The sequence below is a fragment of the Paenibacillus sp. NPDC101420 genome, from assembly GCF_050277435.1.
Lineage (GTDB): Bacteria > Bacillota > Bacilli > Paenibacillales > Paenibacillaceae > Paenibacillus_AQ.
Map to the genome: position 1 here is coordinate 130,931 of NZ_JBNNSE010000006.1, position 18,731 is coordinate 149,661.

Annotated in this window: 17 protein-coding genes; all 17 read left to right on the top strand. The window is 45.2% G+C overall.

What is annotated here, in order from left to right:
• The first annotated feature begins 21 nt into the window (after window positions 1-21).
• The 17 genes from ACQKMP_RS23470 (at window position 22) to ACQKMP_RS23550 (ending at window position 18,511) form a co-directional block, all read left to right on the top strand.
• Entirely contained in the window at window positions 22-876 is an 855-nt protein-coding gene (locus ACQKMP_RS23470) for a helix-turn-helix domain-containing protein (RefSeq protein ID WP_427471302.1), read from the top strand.
• Between the two features lie 316 nt (window positions 877-1,192).
• Window positions 1,193-2,839: a sensor histidine kinase gene (locus ACQKMP_RS23475; RefSeq protein ID WP_042185158.1), complete on the top strand. Its 1,647-nt coding sequence runs from the start codon at window positions 1,193-1,195 to the stop codon at window positions 2,837-2,839.
• Window positions 2,840-2,864: 25 nt separating this feature from the next.
• A complete protein-coding gene (locus tag ACQKMP_RS23480; RefSeq protein WP_042185164.1) occupies window positions 2,865-3,500 on the top strand; it encodes a response regulator in 636 nt (211 codons plus the stop codon).
• 265 nt (window positions 3,501-3,765) lie between these two features.
• Entirely contained in the window at window positions 3,766-4,506 is a 741-nt protein-coding gene (locus ACQKMP_RS23485) for a YveK family protein (RefSeq protein ID WP_076283895.1), read from the top strand.
• Window positions 4,490-5,131: a CpsD/CapB family tyrosine-protein kinase gene (locus ACQKMP_RS23490; protein ID WP_042185169.1), complete on the top strand. Its 642-nt coding sequence runs from the start codon at window positions 4,490-4,492 to the stop codon at window positions 5,129-5,131. Before ACQKMP_RS23485 ends, ACQKMP_RS23490 begins: the two co-directional genes overlap by 17 nt.
• A 149-nt stretch (window positions 5,132-5,280) precedes the next feature.
• The gene (gene galU, locus ACQKMP_RS23495; RefSeq protein WP_042185171.1) at window positions 5,281-6,171 is read left to right on the top strand and encodes a UTP--glucose-1-phosphate uridylyltransferase GalU; all 891 of its coding nucleotides are present in this window, start codon (window positions 5,281-5,283) and stop codon (window positions 6,169-6,171) included.
• 30 nt (window positions 6,172-6,201) lie between these two features.
• Window positions 6,202-6,894, top strand: a complete 693-nt coding sequence (locus ACQKMP_RS23500) for a sugar transferase (RefSeq protein WP_042124430.1) — start codon at window positions 6,202-6,204, stop codon at window positions 6,892-6,894.
• A 25-nt stretch (window positions 6,895-6,919) separates the two neighbouring features.
• Window positions 6,920-7,855 (top strand): glycosyltransferase, encoded by a 936-nt coding sequence (locus ACQKMP_RS23505; RefSeq protein WP_036676610.1) that lies wholly within the window; start codon window positions 6,920-6,922, stop codon window positions 7,853-7,855.
• A gap of 9 nt (window positions 7,856-7,864) precedes the next feature.
• The gene (locus ACQKMP_RS23510; protein WP_036676609.1) at window positions 7,865-9,211 is read left to right on the top strand and encodes an O-antigen ligase family protein; all 1,347 of its coding nucleotides are present in this window, start codon (window positions 7,865-7,867) and stop codon (window positions 9,209-9,211) included.
• Entirely contained in the window at window positions 9,208-9,981 is a 774-nt protein-coding gene (locus tag ACQKMP_RS23515; RefSeq protein ID WP_036676606.1) for a WecB/TagA/CpsF family glycosyltransferase, read from the top strand. Before ACQKMP_RS23510 ends, ACQKMP_RS23515 begins: the two co-directional genes overlap by 4 nt.
• Entirely contained in the window at window positions 9,978-11,456 is a 1,479-nt protein-coding gene (locus ACQKMP_RS23520) for an O-antigen ligase family protein (protein WP_076299139.1), read from the top strand. The genes ACQKMP_RS23515 and ACQKMP_RS23520 overlap by 4 nt, the downstream gene beginning before the upstream one ends.
• Window positions 11,422-12,807, top strand: a complete 1,386-nt coding sequence (locus ACQKMP_RS23525) for an oligosaccharide flippase family protein (RefSeq protein WP_379423324.1) — start codon at window positions 11,422-11,424, stop codon at window positions 12,805-12,807. Before ACQKMP_RS23520 ends, ACQKMP_RS23525 begins: the two co-directional genes overlap by 35 nt.
• 26 nt (window positions 12,808-12,833) lie before the next feature.
• Window positions 12,834-13,691 (top strand): glycosyltransferase family 2 protein, encoded by an 858-nt coding sequence (locus tag ACQKMP_RS23530; protein WP_427471306.1) that lies wholly within the window; start codon window positions 12,834-12,836, stop codon window positions 13,689-13,691.
• Window positions 13,678-14,865 (top strand): glycosyltransferase family 4 protein, encoded by a 1,188-nt coding sequence (locus ACQKMP_RS23535; RefSeq protein WP_042185181.1) that lies wholly within the window; start codon window positions 13,678-13,680, stop codon window positions 14,863-14,865. The genes ACQKMP_RS23530 and ACQKMP_RS23535 overlap by 14 nt, the downstream gene beginning before the upstream one ends.
• Window positions 14,865-16,004: a glycosyltransferase family 4 protein gene (locus ACQKMP_RS23540; RefSeq protein ID WP_036676593.1), complete on the top strand. Its 1,140-nt coding sequence runs from the start codon at window positions 14,865-14,867 to the stop codon at window positions 16,002-16,004. The genes ACQKMP_RS23535 and ACQKMP_RS23540 overlap by 1 nt, the downstream gene beginning before the upstream one ends.
• A 61-nt stretch (window positions 16,005-16,065) precedes the next feature.
• Window positions 16,066-17,166, top strand: a complete 1,101-nt coding sequence (locus ACQKMP_RS23545) for a glycosyltransferase (protein ID WP_036676592.1) — start codon at window positions 16,066-16,068, stop codon at window positions 17,164-17,166.
• A gap of 4 nt (window positions 17,167-17,170) precedes the next feature.
• Window positions 17,171-18,511, top strand: coding sequence for a UDP-glucose dehydrogenase family protein (locus ACQKMP_RS23550; protein ID WP_427471309.1), 1,341 nt, complete (start codon window positions 17,171-17,173; stop codon window positions 18,509-18,511).
• Window positions 18,512-18,731: the final 220 nt, after the last annotated feature.

Genomic DNA, 18,731 nt, shown 5'->3' on the forward strand with positions numbered 1-18,731 from the left:
ATAGAGGGGGGAATGTCTATAATGTCCAAGCGCATGGATTATATGATCAGTCCATATCCAATACGAATTATTGATCCGAAGGTGGAGTCCTCTAAGCTGAAGCTTAAAAATATTAGAGTAGGACAAGCCGGCCATTTGCCTGGAAGAACGTTATTCCGTTCAGGCGTAGTTTTTGAACACTGGGCTATTGTTCACATAGTATCTGGTGGTGGCACCTATATGGAGACTTCGGGGAAAGAACAGCAGGTGCGTGAAGGCAGCTTATTCTTTTTTCGCCCAGGATACAGTTACAATTTCGGCCCACCACCTGGAGGGAGCTGGGATGAGTATTATATTAATTTTAATGGGACACGTGTATCGGAATGGCTAGAGTCGGGTCTAATCGCTGGCGGGAATGTGTTCCAAGCGAATTCGATCATGGGTCTTTCGACCTTATTTGAAGAGGTACTACAACGAATGGAGAGTGGAGAACCTGCAGATGCGGATCGGGCCGCACTACTCGTTGAAAGGATGCTATTGGAGTGTTCTTTTATAATAGAAGAAAAAAGTTGGAATGCTCAGGCAGATTATATGCGTCAGATTCGGGAGGACCTGAATTTATGCATTTATGGTGAAATGGACCTAGAGCAAATTGCGGCAAAACATCATATCTCGATGTCTACCCTTCGTCGTCTTGTTCGGCATAGTAGCGGGTATCCGCTTCATGAATATATTCACCGTCTTAAAATGGCTGAGGCCAAAAAGCTGCTTCTAAATACCCCATTACAAGTAAAAGAAATATCGGGCATGCTTCATTATAATGATCCATTCTATTTTTCACGTTTATTTAAAAAATATATGGGGATTGCGCCACAGCTTTGTCGTAGTAACATTTAAATCGACATCATACTACTAGAGTCCCAATGTGAATTGTTATAATTATATAATTGTTGTCGTTTTATGAGATATGTTAAAAATTATGGATTAATATTACATAAATACGTTAGTTCTTTATAACTATAGTGGATAAAATGACAAATTTTAGGTATAAAACCTTCTAAAAAAATAATAAATTTTTTGTAACTATTTTTCAAATGGAAGCGCAAACATGGGAAATGTCAGCTTGTTATTGTGATTTTTCTCATGTATGATGCTTTTATCGAGCACAGTACAATCTCGCATTTTCCAAAAAACTGGAGAATAGGGTGGTGGGATGAAAATCAAACCAACTGCAGAAGACAAACTGATTGAGTATTACAGGTACTTCTCTTTGTCCCTCACATCGCTCATGTATCTTCTAGATAAAACGGGACCTTCCGTAATTTATAAATCCCTTGTTATTGCCATACTCTTTCTGTTTGCACAAACGTTCTCATTTTTTTATCGGAGGTTACGAAGCAGGCCAAAGACTCTCGTCTTGGCTGTTAGTATAGAGATGGTGGGAATTATTGCATTGACTTTGTTTACCGGTGGGTACGAGAGTTCCTTTAGGCTCTATGTGCTAAACCCTGTATTGATTGCTGCAGGCTCATTGTCCATTTATTTTGGATGGTCGCTGCTTTTAAGTTACATCAGTATTTTTGCGGTGCTCTGTTATTTTTTTATCAATTCTGCGAACAAAACTTTTTTGGAAATTGTATTTGTAAATGGGAATCTGTTTCTAACACTGGTACTTACGGTTATAATAATGCAGATCGTTAATCGGATGAAGCGGCAACGTGAAGAATCGAATGCTCGCACGAAAGAGACGATGGAGCATATCAAATCGCTGTACCATATCGTGGAAACCTCAAGCCAACATGATTTCATGAATATCGGTCAAGTGATCACCGATTATGTTGTTAAGCTAACGAAGCTAGATAAGGCTTTGTTTTGGTTCGCCAAGAAAAGTGGAGAACCAGCACCGCAGAGCAGGCAGACCGGCTGGCAGCAGGAAGAGGAACAGTTCTTATTCTCAGAACTGGGCAAACATGAACATGAATGGAGATTGCAGCGAGAGCCTATTTTTAGAAATCTTCCGGGATTAGGAGATTTCCTGCTGATGCCTGTACGGATGAGCACCCGATTTGTAGGGATGATTGGACTCAAGCTGGAGTCTACAGAGGGGCTGGAAGGCCGCAGATGGTATATTCAACAATTGATATTCTTATCTGAGCTAAGTGCGAATATTCTTGAAAGGCATGAGCTTGGTGTGATTGAGAACCGGTTGATCATCACGAACGAACAGAACCGGATTGCGGATGAAATGCACGACAGTGTATCCCAAAGCCTTTTTGGTATTGTGTATGCGACGCATTCGCTGAAGGAATCGTGGAAGAGAATGTCAGATCATGAGCTAGAAGAACAAATTGAGCTTATTCATGACTCTGCTACAAAGGTTGCTAAAGAACTGCGGATCACGATCTACAGTCTTAGCTCCAAGAAGAGTGGCGGGCCTACATGGCTCGGTATGGTAAGATCACATTTAAAGAGCTTATCTAGATTAAATGATGTTGATATTGAATTAAAAATAACGGGAGATGATTTCAGTCTCCCTTATCCTTACCACAAAGCGCTTTTTCGGATTATCTCCGAAGCCACTGGTAATGCCATCAGGCATGGTGCTGCCAGTCGAGTGGATGTAGAACTGTCTCTGAAGCCGACTTGGATTCGATTATTGATTTGTGATAATGGTGTTGGTTTTGATACTGATTTGTTATGGATTGAATCCGAAGATAGTGCGAGTGGGCTTGGCATGAAGAATATGCAATATTTGACGCAGTCGCTAGGTGGCGACTTCCAGCTGTCCAGTAATGAAAATATGGGAACGAGAATCTTGATTTCCATTCCTGTGGGTGTAGCTGAATTAAAGAATGCATAAACTTTAGGGCGGGAGGTCGTTTCTAATGAAAATCGTCATTGTAGATGATCATCCTCTAGTTAGAAGAGGGCTGGCATCCGTTATTTCGATGCAACCGAATGTGAAGTTTGCTGGAGAGGCGACGAACGGCCAAGAAGCGCTTCTTGTGATTGAGGAGACGCAGCCTGACCTTGTACTCATTGATCTTAAGCTAGCGGATGAATCAGGACTTGATGTCATCAAGAAAGCGCGTGCTCGTGGAATCGTTAGTAAGTTTATTCTGCTGACATCATCTGCAAGCAGAGAGGATTTTCTGAAAGCTGAGGAAGTGCTGGTAGACGGATATGTACTGAAAGAGGCATTGCCAGAAGAGTTACTATTTGCTATCCAGTTGGTCCATAAAGGAAGAAAGTATTATGATCCTGGTCTGATGGAAGATAAGATGCGAATGAGTGAAAGCAGTCCGACAGATGAATTGACCCCGAAAGAGAAGGAAGTCTTAATCGAACTAGGACAGGGCGCTTGCAACAGAGAAATTGCCTCACGTCTTTTTATTAGTGAATTTACAGTGAAAAAGCATGTCAGTCAGATTTTAGCGAAATTACAGGTGGCAGATCGTACACAGGCAGCGCTTTACGCAAATGCTGTCGGATTGACCAAATATGAAATGTCTTATGAGTGAAAGTTGAACTAATTTATAAGCATTGTACATAAACACGGACTCGATGTCCGTGTTTTTTTGTGCGTCAAAACTTAAATTAGCCCTAAATATGGCGCTAAAGTATACCTCACCCCCCTCTTAAGGAGTACAACGTCTTACTCCAAAGTGAAGAGGAAAGTGATGATATGAGCCATGTGGCGAATGGTGTGGATTGATAGAATTAAAGCAACAACTGAAACTTTCATGAATGCTTTCAGAATGTAATTTTAGCGGAAGGAGGGTTACTGTGGAAAAGACGATTCTGGATTACATTAACCTGATTAAAAAAAGGTTTTGGCTCATCATGGTGTTCGTTTTGATCTCCTGTGCTACGACTTACTACGTTAGTAAAAACTTCGTTGAACCCGTCTATTCCGCTTCCGGACAGCTGCTTGTCAACAATATTGCCAAGGCTCCCGAGAGCAACAATCTTAACGATTTGAGCTTTAGCCTGAATTTAATTGAGAGTTACAAGGAAATTATGAAATCACCGACCATCATGAAAAGCGTAATAGAAAATCACCCGGAGTTTGGTCTGACGGCTGATGAACTAAGTCAGAAGCTTGAGATTAAAACTTCAGAGAAGAGCCAGGTGATCAACCTCAATGTTCAGGATGAAAACTACACCAAAGCTGCCGGGATCGTAAATGCGGTTTCGCAGACATTCATTCGTGAATTGCCATCGCTGATGAGGGTAGACAATGTGACCTTGCTGACACCGGCCGATCCGACTGATGTTCCAGGGCCCTCGAACGGCGGGTTTGCGATGAATCTCATCATCAGCTTTGTTGTATCGCTTATGGCAGCCCTAGGAATTATTTTGCTGATGGAAACTCTTAACGGCACATTAAGGTCTGAAAAGGAAGCGGAATATGACCTTGGTCTTCCGGTAATTGCTTCGATCGCAACCATTCGTAAACGCGATTTGGGTAAGGCAGCAGGCGGCAACACAAGAGTGAAGGAGGGTGCTTATGTTGCGGCTAAATAAGAGTCTGGTTACGGATGTTAATCCATCCTCGCATATCTCGGAATCGTTCCGATCGCTACGCACATATATACGCCAGCTTGGAATAGCGCAGGGTAGCGGAGGAAAAGTGCTACTCTTTACGTCAGCAGAAGCTGGAGCAGGCAAGACGACGATTTTGTCAAATCTAGCGGTGTCTTTCGTCCAGGATGGCAAGAAGGTAGCGGTGGTGGACTGCAATCTGCGACATCCCGGTCTTCATACAGTGTTTGAAGTAGAGGGTAGTGACGGGCTTGCGGCTTATTTAAGTGGGCAAGAGGAAGCAGATAACATCGCAGTCCTCGGAAATTTGGCCAATCTTTCGGTCATCCCGGCGGGTAAAACGCATGTTAGTCCGCCGGATTTGCTGGGCAACCCCAAAATGACCGCTTTGCTTGAGGAACTAAAAGAAAACTACGATCTGATCCTGCTGGATTCTCCTTCGGCAGTCGATTTCAGTGATGCTCGTATATTGGCACCTCAAGCGGACGGCGTGATCCTGGTGGCCAGATACGGAAAGTCCAAACGGGAATCGATCCGCAAAGCGAAGACGCTGCTTGAACAGACCGGCTCTAATCTAATCGGAATTGCCATGAACCAGGCGAAGTAAATGTTTATGCTTTCGAAGTAAGCTTTGCTCGAAGTCAAATCATTGAAGCTAATGCTCACAAAACTTAAGTTTATGCTTTCGAAGTGAGTTTTGTACGAAGTCAAATCATTGAAGCTAATGCTCACAAAACTTTTAGGAGGTAAAGTGCGATGAAAAAGGTAAAAAAAGTAATCATACCCGCGGCAGGACTAGGTACGCGCTTTCTTCCTGCAACGAAAGCCATGCCTAAAGAAATGCTTCCGATTATCAATAAACCAACCATTCAATACATTGTGGAGGAAGCTATTGCTTCCGGTATTGAAGATATCATCATTGTTACTGGTAAAGGTAAAAGAGCCATTGAAGATCATTTTGACAATGCGTTTGAGCTGGAGTCTAGGCTTCTGGAAGATGGAAAGCTGGATCTGCTTAAAGAGGTTCAACGTTCAGCCAAGGTAGAAATTCACTATATCCGCCAGAAAGAACCGAAGGGTCTGGGGCATGCCGTATGGTGTGCAAGACGGTTTATCGGAGATGAGCCATTCGGTGTCATGTTAGGCGATGATATCGTCACAGGAGCCGTACCTTGCCTTAAGCAGCTGATCGATCAATATGAAGAAACACAAAACTCGGTTATCGGAGTTCAAGAGATTCCTGATGAATTCACGAATCGTTACGGTATTATTGAACCGGATTTGCAGGACGGTAAATTGTATCGGGTTAACAATTTTGTAGAGAAGCCGCCACTAGGTACGGCACCTTCTAATCTTGCGATCATGGGCCGGTATGTGTTTACGCCGAAGATCTTTAAGTATCTCGATTTGATGGAAGAAGGCGCTGGCGGAGAGATCCAGTTGACAGATGCCATTCAGAAGCTGAATCAGAGCGAACGGGTATATGCCTATAATTTTGACGGAACAAGATATGATGTCGGCGAGCGGCTTGGATATATTTTGACAACACTTGAATTTGCACTGCAAAGTGAAGATTTGCGCTATCCGGTGATGGATGCAATGGCGGAATGGCTGAATAAAATGGGACAAACCAGCTTGAGTAGTTAAGTTGAGTTCGCAAAATTTTAGATGAGGAGGATGAGCATGCAAAAACTGCCGGAAGACTACGAGGCGGTCCTGCCGAAACTTTACATGCTGCATACCGATGAGAGAAGGAAAGAAGCGGAGTCCTATTTGATAATGAAACGGATGATCGATATCTTTTTTTCCGCTCTTGGTCTTCTCGTGTTAATGCCATTATTTGTTGTCGTGGCGATTCTGATCAAGCTGGAGGATCCGAAAGGAAAGGTGTTCTTTCGGCAAAACCGGGTTGGGAAGAATGAAAAGCAGTTCCCGATGTATAAGTTCAGATCCATGGTTAGTAACGCTGAGGAGTTAAAAGAAAACCTGATGGCCTATAACGAAGTGAGCGGTGCCATGTTCAAGATTAAGAACGATCCGCGGATCACACAGATAGGGAGATTCCTGCGCAAGACGAGCATCGATGAGCTACCTCAGCTGTGGAATGTGCTGATAGGTCAAATGAGTCTGGTCGGTCCTCGTCCTCCGCTGCCTGAAGAGGTGGCTCAGTATACGGAATATGACAAACAGCGTTTGACGGTTACACCAGGCTGTACCGGATATTGGCAAGTAAATGCCCGAAATAGTGTCGGCTTCGACGAAATGGTACAGCTGGACTTAACCTACATCCATATTCGGAGCACCATGCTGGATCTAAAAATCATTGCTAAAACCGGACTGATGTTACTCGGTTCAAAAGATGCTTATTAATAATGTGGAAATTAGGTGAATGCCGATGCGTGAATACGGAGACGTTCCTAAGCTTTCCATTATCATCTGTACCTACAACAGAGCACCTTTATTGATCAAGACGCTTCAGTCACTTTTAAAGCTAGATCACTTAGAGCAGGCGGAGATCATTGTTGTGGATAACTGTTCCAAGGATGATACTGAAGCTTGCGTCAAAAAGTTTATAGGAAAGCATGGAGCTGATGTGGATATCCGCTACATGATGGAGCCGATGCAGGGGCTTTCAGCGGCTAGAAATACAGGAATTCTGGCTTCCAAATCGCCGCTGATTGCCTTTCTCGATGATGATGCGATACCTTGCCAGCGATGGATAACAACGATTGTCAGTACTTTCGAGAGTAAACCGGAGGTCATGGCTATGGGAGGCAAAATCGCTCCGATATTTGAAAGTAAACGTCCGGACTGGTTGATTAAACCCTTTGAGCTTCCGTACACGATTGTTGATTTAGGTAGCCGGATTAAGGAATATCCCAAGCAACTTCATCCTTGTGGGGCCAATATGGCGATGCGGAAGCTCGTATTCGACATCAGTCTTTTTCCCCTAGATCTCGGAAGAAAGGGTGATTCTCTGCTCTCCGGTGAAGAGACCTGGTTATTCGGACAGATTCAAAAAGAAGGGCATTCCATCCTCTACCATCCGGAAATGGCGGTTGACCATTTCGTTCCGGCGGCCCGTTTAACGGAAGATTGGATTATGAGGCGCTATTATAGCCAAGGCATCTCTAACGCTATGAAAAGCGAAGGACTAAAAGGCAAGCTGCTTCTAGTGGGAAAGACAGCGGCTAAGCTTGTGTATATCCTGGCTGATTCTATCCTCTCAAGAAGTAAAGGAAGAAGGCTTTTGAACAAATGCAGGCTGGAGAGTATTCGTGGAACGCTTCATATGATTCTCAATCGGGAGAGGCATTCCGCAGCGGGGTGAGGGATTAATATGACAAATTTTGAGTGGGGCTCCAAATTAAATGTTTTGCCATACGGGATGCTCTATCTCATGTCGGCCCTGTTCTTTGGAACGGCGGTCATCTACCAGCCGATGATTGCGATAGCTGCCGTGCTTCTGATTATTTTGCTGGGAATCTCAATTTCACGGCCTGAACTGATCAGTTATTTCGTTCTAATCACGACGGCAATATCGATTAACTTTTTATATGATGGCAGCATGTTCGGAATGGAGATACTGTCCCTTTATAAATTGGTTATCGTGATGCTGCTTGTTCCTTGTATTCTGGTCAATGGCTTGCGGTTTCGTCTGAGTCACCCCTTGTGGGCAATGGTAGCGCTGCTGGTGATTACCTTTGGATCTTCGATCTGGCTGCCGGAAATGACCTCATCCATTGCAGTTAAAGCTTTTATCGGTCTATCAATTCCATTCGTATTTTTATTAATCAACTGGAAAAAGAATGTAGCTGAGCTGCAAATCAAAATTATCTGTATGCTTCCCCTTGTTAGTGTAGTGGTTGGTTTGTTGCTGCAGCTTGCGCATGTTCATAATTTTCTCAACATCGAGTATACAGGCGCTGTACGGATTCAGGGGGCTAATATTCCTGCGCATCTAGCGATGCTGGCCTTTATGGGAGTAGCGATTCCATTTATAGAGGTGAAGCGGAATCCGCAGCAAGCACGCTTTTTCTATATCATGTTAGTTCTAAATTTCTTTATCTTGATTGGAACAGGAACAAGAGGGCCTATATTGGCACTTGGACTTACCGTTCTCTATTACTTCTATGATATTCTCCGCCAATATTTGAAGGGCAGAACCTATCTGCTAATTCCGTTGATGGGTGCATTTTTCCTGATTATGGTCGCCGTTTTCTGGCAGCTCGATAATTTTGAGAAACGTTCCTTTGAGAGACAGACAGATACGGCTGTTGATTTATCAGGAAGGTCAGAGGCATGGGAGTATTTCTTAAACAAGGCTGCGGACTCTCCTTGGTCTGGTAGAGGGCTTGGAGCAGTGACGGTAGCAAATGATGGAACATTGTATAAGGGTTTTGTAGTTCCGCACAACGAGTATATCCGCTTTTACTTCGATGGGGGATATATTGGCGCTATTCTGTTGATGTTCTCTTTATTGGCTGTATTTATTCTGGTGTACAGAGCATTGGCTCCGCCGATCAAACCTTATTATCTGTTATTTATTGCAGCGTTTTTAATCTACTCATTCTCCGATAACACGCTGTCGACGGTCCAATTTATTATTCCGTTCTGTTGGTACCTGAACTGCCTGTATCGATCTTCACAGCCAACCGATTCCCCACAAAAAGAAGTGATACGATGAGTCAAGTGAACATGTTCGATGTCAATTTTGATAACTATGATTTCATGGATTTGCTTGATTACATTGATAAAACCATTCAGGAGAGGAATCAGTCTTATATCCTCACTTGCAATGTAGATCATGTGATCAAGCTTCGTAAGGATAAAGAATTTCAAACGGTATATTCGAAGGCAGGCGCAGTTGTTGCTGACGGAATGCCACTGATCTGGGCATCCAAAATGCTAGGCAAGCCGCTTAAGCAGAAGGTATCCGGCGCGGATCTATTTAATCGATTGGGCAACGCCTTTGAGCAAAGGAAGTACCGGCTGTTCTTCTTAGGCTCAGCTGAAGGCGTGGCGGAACGGGCAGCGATGAATTTGAAAACAGCGCATCCCGGAATAAATGTGGTTGGCTGTTATTCTCCATCCTATGGATTCGAGCACAATGAGGAGGAGAATGAACGCATTATAGAAATGCTGACAGAGTGCCAGCCAGATATCGTGTTTGTTGGTGTAGGAGCGCCTAAGCAGGAAAAGTGGATTTACCGCCACTATACCTCTTATCAAGCTCCGATATCGATCGGAGTGGGAGCGACCTTTGATTTTCTGTCAGGCTCAGTGAAACGAGCGCCTAGCTTTATGCAAAAAACAGGGTTCGAATGGTTCTGGCGGCTAAGCCAGGAGCCGGGCCGACTCTGGAAAAGATATCTTGTGGATGATGCACAATTTCTACTTTTATTACTTAAGGAACTGCGTAAGCGGGATAAGGTGAAGGAAGGAGGCTTGGAATGAGTGTATTTACGCCCCCATCACTTAGGTTCATCAAGACAGTTGGATTAATAGGGGGGACTGCAGCTGCAGGTGTCTCTCTTCCGCTGATCATCGGCTTCTCCAGTGCGATGCTGAGTTCATCGAACAGTCTGCAGGGAGCCATTCTCTCAGCCATCCTATTCCCGGCTTTCTTGCTAGCCATACTTAGACCGAAAATGCTGGTTGCTTATACCTTGCTAATCTGGGCCGTAGCTCCAGAGCTGCGCCGCATTGCTGACTGGTCAGAAGGAGTGTATCACTCTGTATCCTTGCTGAGCTTAGCTCCCTTGTTAACCGGTGTAACCTTGATTATTCCGCTGCTGAAGGAGATTCATAATATTCAAAAAGCCTCCACGCGGATCATGTTAATGTTCGCAGTAGCACTGGGTTATGGTGCTTTAATCGGTTTGGCTAAGAATGGCATGGGCTCAGTTTATGACTTAGCGAATTATATTGTGCCACTGCTGTTATTGCCGTACTTTGCCGTCACGAAGTTCAAGCCGAAGGATATCGATCGATTGCTTACCGCTTTTGCCAATATTGCAGTCCTAGTTGCCATTTACGGGATTGTTCAGTATTTAACGGTGCCACCTTGGGATGTGTTCTGGATGAAACATGCGGACATGATGTCCATCGGAAATCCATATCCATTGGAAATCCGAGTGTTCTCTACGCTGAATTCGCCGGGACCGGCTGCAACATTCTTAGCGTTTGCTTTAGTTCCGATGATACTGGAGAAAAAATGGCGGGGAACATTGCGCTGGATCGGCGTGCTGCTGGTTGTAATCTGCCTGCTGACTACTTTAGTACGCGCGGCATGGCTGATTCTTCTGGTGATGCTGCTCATGTACATTGGAACCTCTCCTTCTAAGGGAAAGTGGAAAACCTTGATCCAATTAGTTTTTGTGGCTGCTGCGTTGTTCTGGGTTGTGCCAAAATTGCCTGGCGCCGAAGGACTGGTTGCTCGGGTAGAGACACTTTCTTCTGTTCAGGAAGATCACTCTTATAATGAACGGCTAAGCTTATGGCAAAACATGCTGCCGATGGTCGCCGCCAATCCAGTAGGTCAGGGAATCGGTAGTGTAGGCCAAGGGACTAAGCTTGGTAATGACGGCGAGCTTGGAGAGTACGGAATTATGGATAACGGAGTTATCGCCTTACTGCTTACCTTTGGTATTCTGGGTGCTGTTTTCTTCTTCGGAGCTTTAGGCGCAGTTGTCAAACAAATATTCGCTAGAGTAATCAGCAGGGACCAATTGCAGCCATACGCCCGACTTGCTCTTGCTACTTGGACCGGTGCGATAGTCAGTTTGGTATCAGATAATGGGTTTCCCGGACTCAAGGGATACTTAATCTGGATGCTGATCGGTCTTGGCCTCAGCGCAAGGGAGATTACACAAAGTAGAAGGAAGGGAACACCGTATGCAGCAATTGAATGCAAAATCTCTCCCCGCTAGAACAATCTGGTCATCTTTTAGATTGTTCGCGAAGAGTAAGGATAACAGCTCGGCAGCCGTGAAGACAATGTTTGTCAGTGTCATGATCCTACTGATTAACATGTTAACGGGTGTACTGACCGCCCGTTATCTTGGACCGACAGGACGTGGGGAACAAACGGCAATGATTAACTGGTCACAGTTTCTGGCCTTTAGCATGAGCTTTGGGATTCCATCAGCTCTGATTTATAACGCTAAGAAAAACCCGGAGGATGCCGGAGTGCTTTATCGAATGGCATTGCTGCTCGGCATCATTTTTGGGGTCATCGCAATGATTATAGGCATAGTGGTCTTACCCTATTGGCTGAAATCCTTCAGTCCGGAGGTTGTAACCTTTGCCCAGTGGTCAATGATTCTGTGTCCGATTATAGTGATCTCTCAAATTAACAATGCAGCTTTTCAATTCAGAGGTGAATACAAGAGGTTTAATTGGATTCGCTATCTAGTGCCGTTGCTTACACTGACGATGATTGGGATATTGATCGCGCTGGATCAGATGAATCCTTTTACAACTGCAGTTGCCTATCTCCTTCCTGGAGCGCCGCTATTTATCGGAATGACGATTTCCTTGCTTCGCACCTATAAGGTGAAGATGAGAGGAGCCTTTCAGAGTTTAAAAAGATTGTTTACTTACGGACTTGGTTCCTACGGCAATGACTTGCTTGGCAATTTCTCTTATTATATCGATCAGATCGTAATTGCCGGTTTGTTAAGACCTGCTGATCTGGGGCTGTATGTAGTGGCTGTGAGTCTATCGCGAATGGTTAATTTTTTCTCAAGCTCGATTACTATCGTACTGTTTCCCAAGGCCTCTGAGCTGTCAAAAGAACAGGCAGTTGAGTTAACATTCAAAGCCTTTCGCATAAGTACGACTTTCACCATGCTTGGCGGAGTAGTCCTGATGCTCTTAGCCCCTTTAGTAATTCCGTTGATGTATGGCAAAGACTTCAATGCGGCATTAACCGTGTTTCGCTTATTGCTCCTTGAAGTGACTATTAGCGGGGGGACGATCATTCTGGCGCAGGCCTTTATGGCGCTAGGCAAGCCGAAAATTGTTTCGATGCTTCAAGGTTTTGGCTTACTCTTGGTTATCCCAATGTTGTTCCTGCTCATCCCTAAGTTTGGCTTACTCGGAGCAGGGATAGCGATGCTGTCATCAGCAATCCTGCGATTCTTCTTCATTGTTCTCAATATAAAGTACACCTTAAAAGTTAAACTACCCCGGCTGCTCATTACCCGGGAGGACATCCAGTGGATGAAGACGACGATGAATTCTTACATTCGCAAGAAACCGATGGATATGAATGGATAATGCGAAAGACAAAGGAGGAAACCTTCATGGATTCAGTAAAAAGCGTGGTAGGCGGCCAAGGCAATTATCCAATATCGGCTGTCATCATCGCTCAGGATGACGAAGTTCGAATATCTAAGGCCATACAATCCTGCAGGTTATTCGCCGACGAGGTGATTGTGATTGACGGAGGCAGCAAAGACGGGACAGTTCAGCTTTCCGAAAGCTTGAATTGTCGTGTATACGTCAACCCATGGCCCGGATATGCGAAACAGAGGGAGTTCGGAGTAGAACGCGCGGTTCATGATTGGGTCTTCCTTATTGATACTGACGAAGTGGTCAGCGACGAGTTGGCCGCAAGTATTCTTGAACTGAAACCGTGGCTTAAGGATCAATCGGTTGCCTATTCTATCTACCGGATCGGTGATTTTATGGGCAGATGGCTGGATCGTGGCGAATATCTAGTGCGCCTTTACAACCGCAAAGCGTATGGAATTCGAAACAGCTTGGTGCACGAGATGCCCGAGGTTTCTGAAGAACGAACTATACGTTTGACAGGAACTCTCTGGCATTATGGTTACCGCAGTATTAACGATCATGTGGCACGATTCAATAAGTATACTGACTTGGAAGCTGAAAGTGCGTATGCCAAGGGCAAACGATTTCGGGTCAGTCATCTGCTGTTAAGACCGCCAGCCCGTTTCCTGCAAAAGTATTTCTTACACGGTTTGTTCAAGAAGGGAATGTCAGGTTTCGGTGTATCCGTATTCTGGGTCATGTATGAATTCATGGTCGGCTTCAAGCATTACGAATTAATTAGATCGGGAAAGCTGACTCAGCACAATGCGAAGACGAGTCAGACCGAGAAGGAGAATAAAGGAGAGAGAAGCTATGCCGTACAGTGACGGATTGAACATTATGACGACTGGCCTTAGCTGGCCGTCGCTACAGCCGGGTGGGCTTAACACGTATTTCAAATCCGTTTGCGAGCAACTCTCCTCACGTAATCGGGTGCATGCGCTGATTTGCAGTCAAGAAACGCCTGCTACCCCTGAGGAATTGATTATTCACAATGCCGGAGATCCAAAAGATGGGATCTGGAAACGTAAGGATGCTTTCCAGCGTAAGGCGGCCGATCTGATGGGAGAGGGCAGTGGCCGTATAGATATTTTATACACTCACTTTGCTCCTTATGGTATTGGTCCAGCCTTGGAAGCAAAGAAACGCGGGATTCCTGTAGTGATGACTTTTCATGGCCCATGGAATGAAGAAATGAAAATCGAAGGTCAAGGCATTAAGCACCGGGTCAAAACAACCATCGCCAAATCCATTGAACATAGAGCCTATAAACTAGCGGATAAGTTCATCGTGCTTAGTGAGACGTTCCGGGACATTCTCCATAAGCTGCACGGAGTGCCTCTACACAAAATTATAGTGATTCCAGGAGCAGCTAATGTGGAACGTTTTATTCCCGCTACGAATCGATTGGCGATTCGCCGAAGCTTAAATTTACCTGAGGGAGCAACAACCGTGCTGACTGTCCGGCGGTTGGTCAATCGGATGGGACTACTACAGCTGCTTGAAGCCTGGAAGCAAGTTGCGGAGCGTTTCCCGAATGCAATTCTGCTGATTGGTGGTAAAGGGCCGTTGCGGGGAGAACTGGAAGAAAAGATCGCCGACTATGGCTTAAGCAATAAGGTAAGACTGCTAGGCTACATTCCCGATCATGAGCTAGCCTCTTATTATCAGGCAGCGGATATGTTCGTGGTTCCCTCACAGGCATTGGAGGGCTTTGGTTTGATTACCGTTGAAGCTTTATCTTCAGGATTGCCAGTGATGGCTACACCGATTGGCGGCAATAAGGAAATTTTGCAAGGCTTCCGGCCGGAATTACTATTTAAGAGTTCAAGTAGTGACCACATGGCTGAAGGTATGATCCATATGCTTAGCAATCGAAAGCTGCTTCCGAGCCGGGATGAATGTAGAGAGCATGTACTGGAGAGATATACCTGGGAGCATGTTACGGATCAAGTAGAATCCGTGTTCCTACAAGCCTTAGGAGAGGAGGTGACCACGTAATGCTTAGAGTAGCCTATATAGATCACACTGCTAAATGGAGTGGTGGAGAAGTTGCCCTGTTTAACATCCTTACCCATATTGGAGAACAGATCGATCCACTGGTAATTCTGGCTGAGGATGGTGCGCTGGCTGAACGGCTACGTGAAAAAGGGATGGATGTCCGTATTATTCCGCTGGATGAGAGCATCAGAAGTCGGGGGAGAAATGCTGTCAACTTGGGAGCACCTGCTGCAGCCTTCAAGCTGTTGGCTTATGGCCGCAAGCTTGCGCCGCTCTTAAAAGCGGAGAAGGTAGATTGCGTGCACACCAATTCCCTAAAATCTGCATTATACGGAGCCATCGCTGCAAAAATAGCGGGCGTTCCATTGATCTGGCACATCCGGGATCATATTGGGGCCCCTTATTTAAAGCCAATCGTTGCCAAAGGAATTCGTTTGCTGTCACGCCTGCTCCCCAATGGAGTCATCGCAAATTCACATTCTACGCTGAATGCTTTGGAGCTGCCGCGTTCCAAAAAAACGCTGGTCGTATACTCCGCTTTCGCTAAAGCGATTGGTAATGGGATCGGCATGCGGGACCAGAAGGATTTTAACGTACTGCTAGTTGGTCGATTGGCGCATTGGAAAGGTCAGCATATTGTGCTGGAAGCCGCAAAAAGCTTTAAGAACGAACCTCGTGTGAAATTCTGGCTGGCTGGAGATGCTCTGTTTGGAGAAGAGGCTTATAAGCAGGAATTGCTGCAAAAGATAAAAAACGACGAGCTTACTAATGTAAGCATGCTAGGGCATGTGGATGATATTCAAGGTCTTATGAATACTGCTGATTTACTGATTCACACTTCGGTAACTCCTGAGCCTTTTGGCCAAGTTATCGTTGAAGGAATGGCAGCGGGATTGCCGGTGATCGCCTCCAATGAAGGCGGGCCGGTAGAAATTGTAGTTCAAGGTGAGACAGGGCTACTGATAGAGCCTGGTGACGCGGCGATACTGGCAGATTCCATTAAATGGATGCTGGATCACCCAGAGGAAAGACGGCGGATGGCGGACAATGGGATGAAACGAGTGAAAGAGCATTTTGTTATCGAGAATACGGTCAAGGACATCGTTGACTACTATAAAGGTTTGTTGGCGGGCACCTGACAGATGCTATGACGCGGTAATTCTGAAGATGATGCTCCATAAAACTTTGAGGATGATTCACATGAAAATTGCGATAGCGCACGATTACTTAATCCAAATGGGCGGCGCGGAAAGAGTGGTGGAAGTCTTTCATCACATGTATCCCGAGGCTCCAATCTACACAACGGTTTTTAACGGAAGCCGCCTTACTGACAATCTCAAAGATGCGGATATCCGTGCCTCCTGGCTGCAAAAGATTCCGGGGGTAAAGACCAATTTTAAAGGGGTGCTGCCACTTTATCCAATGGCCATCCGTGATTTGGACTTTCGCGGTTTCGATATCGTCCTGAGTTCCAGCAGTGCTTTTATGAAAAGTATTCAAGTTCCTAAACATACGTTTCATCTTTGTTACTGCCATACGCCTATGCGCTTCGCATGGGATTATGACACCTACATGGAACGTCAGTCGAATTCCGGGCTGTTCAAAAAAATGCTTAAGGTATACATGCAGCAGCTCAAAACGTGGGACCAACGGACTTCCAAAAATGTGAATCAGTTCGTAGCCAATTCATCAGTAGTGAAGACGAGGATTCAGAATTATTATCACCGGGATGCAGATGTCATATTTCCACCGATTAATACAGCCCGGTTTACAAGCTCTTCAACCATTGGTGACTATTATTTAATTGTCTCCCGGCTTGTTTCCTACAAGCGGATTGATCTGGCAGTAGAGGCTTTTAACCGTAACGGACTTAAGCTTTATATCGTAGGGGATGGACCAGATCGCAAGCGTCTCGAAGGCATGGCTAAGGATAATGTATCGTTTCTGGGCCGGCTAGAAGATGAGCAAGTGACTGGAATGATGGCACAGTGTAGAGCGTTCATTTTTCCAGGAGAAGAGGACTTTGGAATTACACCGCTGGAAGCGAACGCTGCAGGAAGACCGGTAATTGCTTATCAAGCAGGTGGGGCACTGGATACTATTATTCCTTATGTAAATGGTGTGTTCTTTCAGCATCAAGAAGTGGAGGATCTGCTTAAGGCTATTTATGAGGTAGAGTCCTACGCTTGGGATATCGATCAAATCATGGAGCATGCACGTAAATTCGATGAGCAGGCGTTTATGGTTAAGTTCAAGCAGTATGTTGAGCAGGCCTACGTCAATTTTCTAAAAGGAGGATGATTGTATGAAGCTGACAGTAATCGGTACTGGGTATGTGGGTCTTGTATCTGGCGTGTGCTTTGCACTTAGCGGACATCATGTCATCTGTGTGGATAAGGACGAGGAAAAGATTAAGAAGCTGAAACAGATGGAATCGCCCATCTATGAGCCGGGAATCGAGGAATTGATTGAACTGAATCTTCGTGAAGAACGGTTATCTTTTTCTGCAGATCTTCAGGATTCGGTGCGGCATTCAGATATTATCATTCTTGCTGTAGGTACGCCATCGCTGCCTAATGGTGAAGCTGACTTAACCTACATTGAGGGTGCAGCTGCTGAAATCGCTAAAGCGATGGAAGGGCACAAAATTATAATGACTAAATCTACAGTTCCCGTAGGGACAAATGAGAAAATCTCCAAAATGCTCTCTAAGTTTACCCATCATTCTTTTGATATCGTGTCTGCTCCCGAGTTTTTACGTGAAGGGTCAGCGATTCGCGATACCCTCCATCCCGACAGAATTGTCATTGGTCTTGATAATCCAGAGCTGGAACCAACCATGCGCGAGCTTCATAAGGGTTTCACTGAAAATGTATTTGTAACAGATATACGCAGTGCTGAAATGATCAAATATGCTTCAAATGCATTTTTGGCCACGAAGATCTCCTTTATTAACGAGATCGCCAATATTTGTGAAAAAGTGGGAGCTGATGTAACCGAAGTAGCACAAGGAATGGGTATGGACCAAAGAATCGGGTCATCCTTCCTGCAGGCTGGCATCGGTTATGGAGGCTCCTGTTTCCCGAAAGACACTAATGCACTCATTCAAATTGCGGGCAACGTCGATTACGAATTCAAATTATTGAAATCTGTAGTCGAAGTGAACAAGGGACAACGGTTTATGATCATCTCCAAGCTGCATGAATCACTTGGCAGCCTGCGCGGTTCGACGATTGGGATATGGGGGCTTGCTTTTAAGCCTAATACTGATGATGTCCGCGAAGCTCCAGCCAGAGAGATTGTTGAGGCACTGGTGGCTGAGGGGGCAACAGTCAAACTATATGATCCAATCGCAGCTACAAATTTCAGGCAGCAATATGATCATCCGCAGCTTCGCTGGTGCAATCTGCCTGAGGAAGCGGCTGAGGGCAGCGACGCCGTATGCCTGCTGACCGATTGGAGCCTGCTCAAGGAGATTGATCTGCATCAGCTGGCGAAAAGCATGCGTAATGGGGTATTGATCGATGGACGCAACGTGTATTCCAAGGAGCAAATCGAGGGTACCGGCCTCGTTTATCATTCTGTCGGCCGCCCGCAGATGGGTGGATTGAGCGGTTATTCTGCTAGTGTGGCTGGAGCGGTTTAATCTAAGTTATATTGATTGAACTTGTGATTTTTCTATTTAGGGATGAGCCGTGACTCCAGAGAATGTTTGGACTTCCGGCCGCTGTTGTCTGCAGATTTCCTGATTTTAACCGCTGATAGCGGTAGAAATCCGCAGACAAAGGCGGACGCTATCGCTCTTACAGTTCCAAAATTCCCCTCCGCCACTTCGTTCCCTTATTTTAAGGTTCTAAGCAATTTAT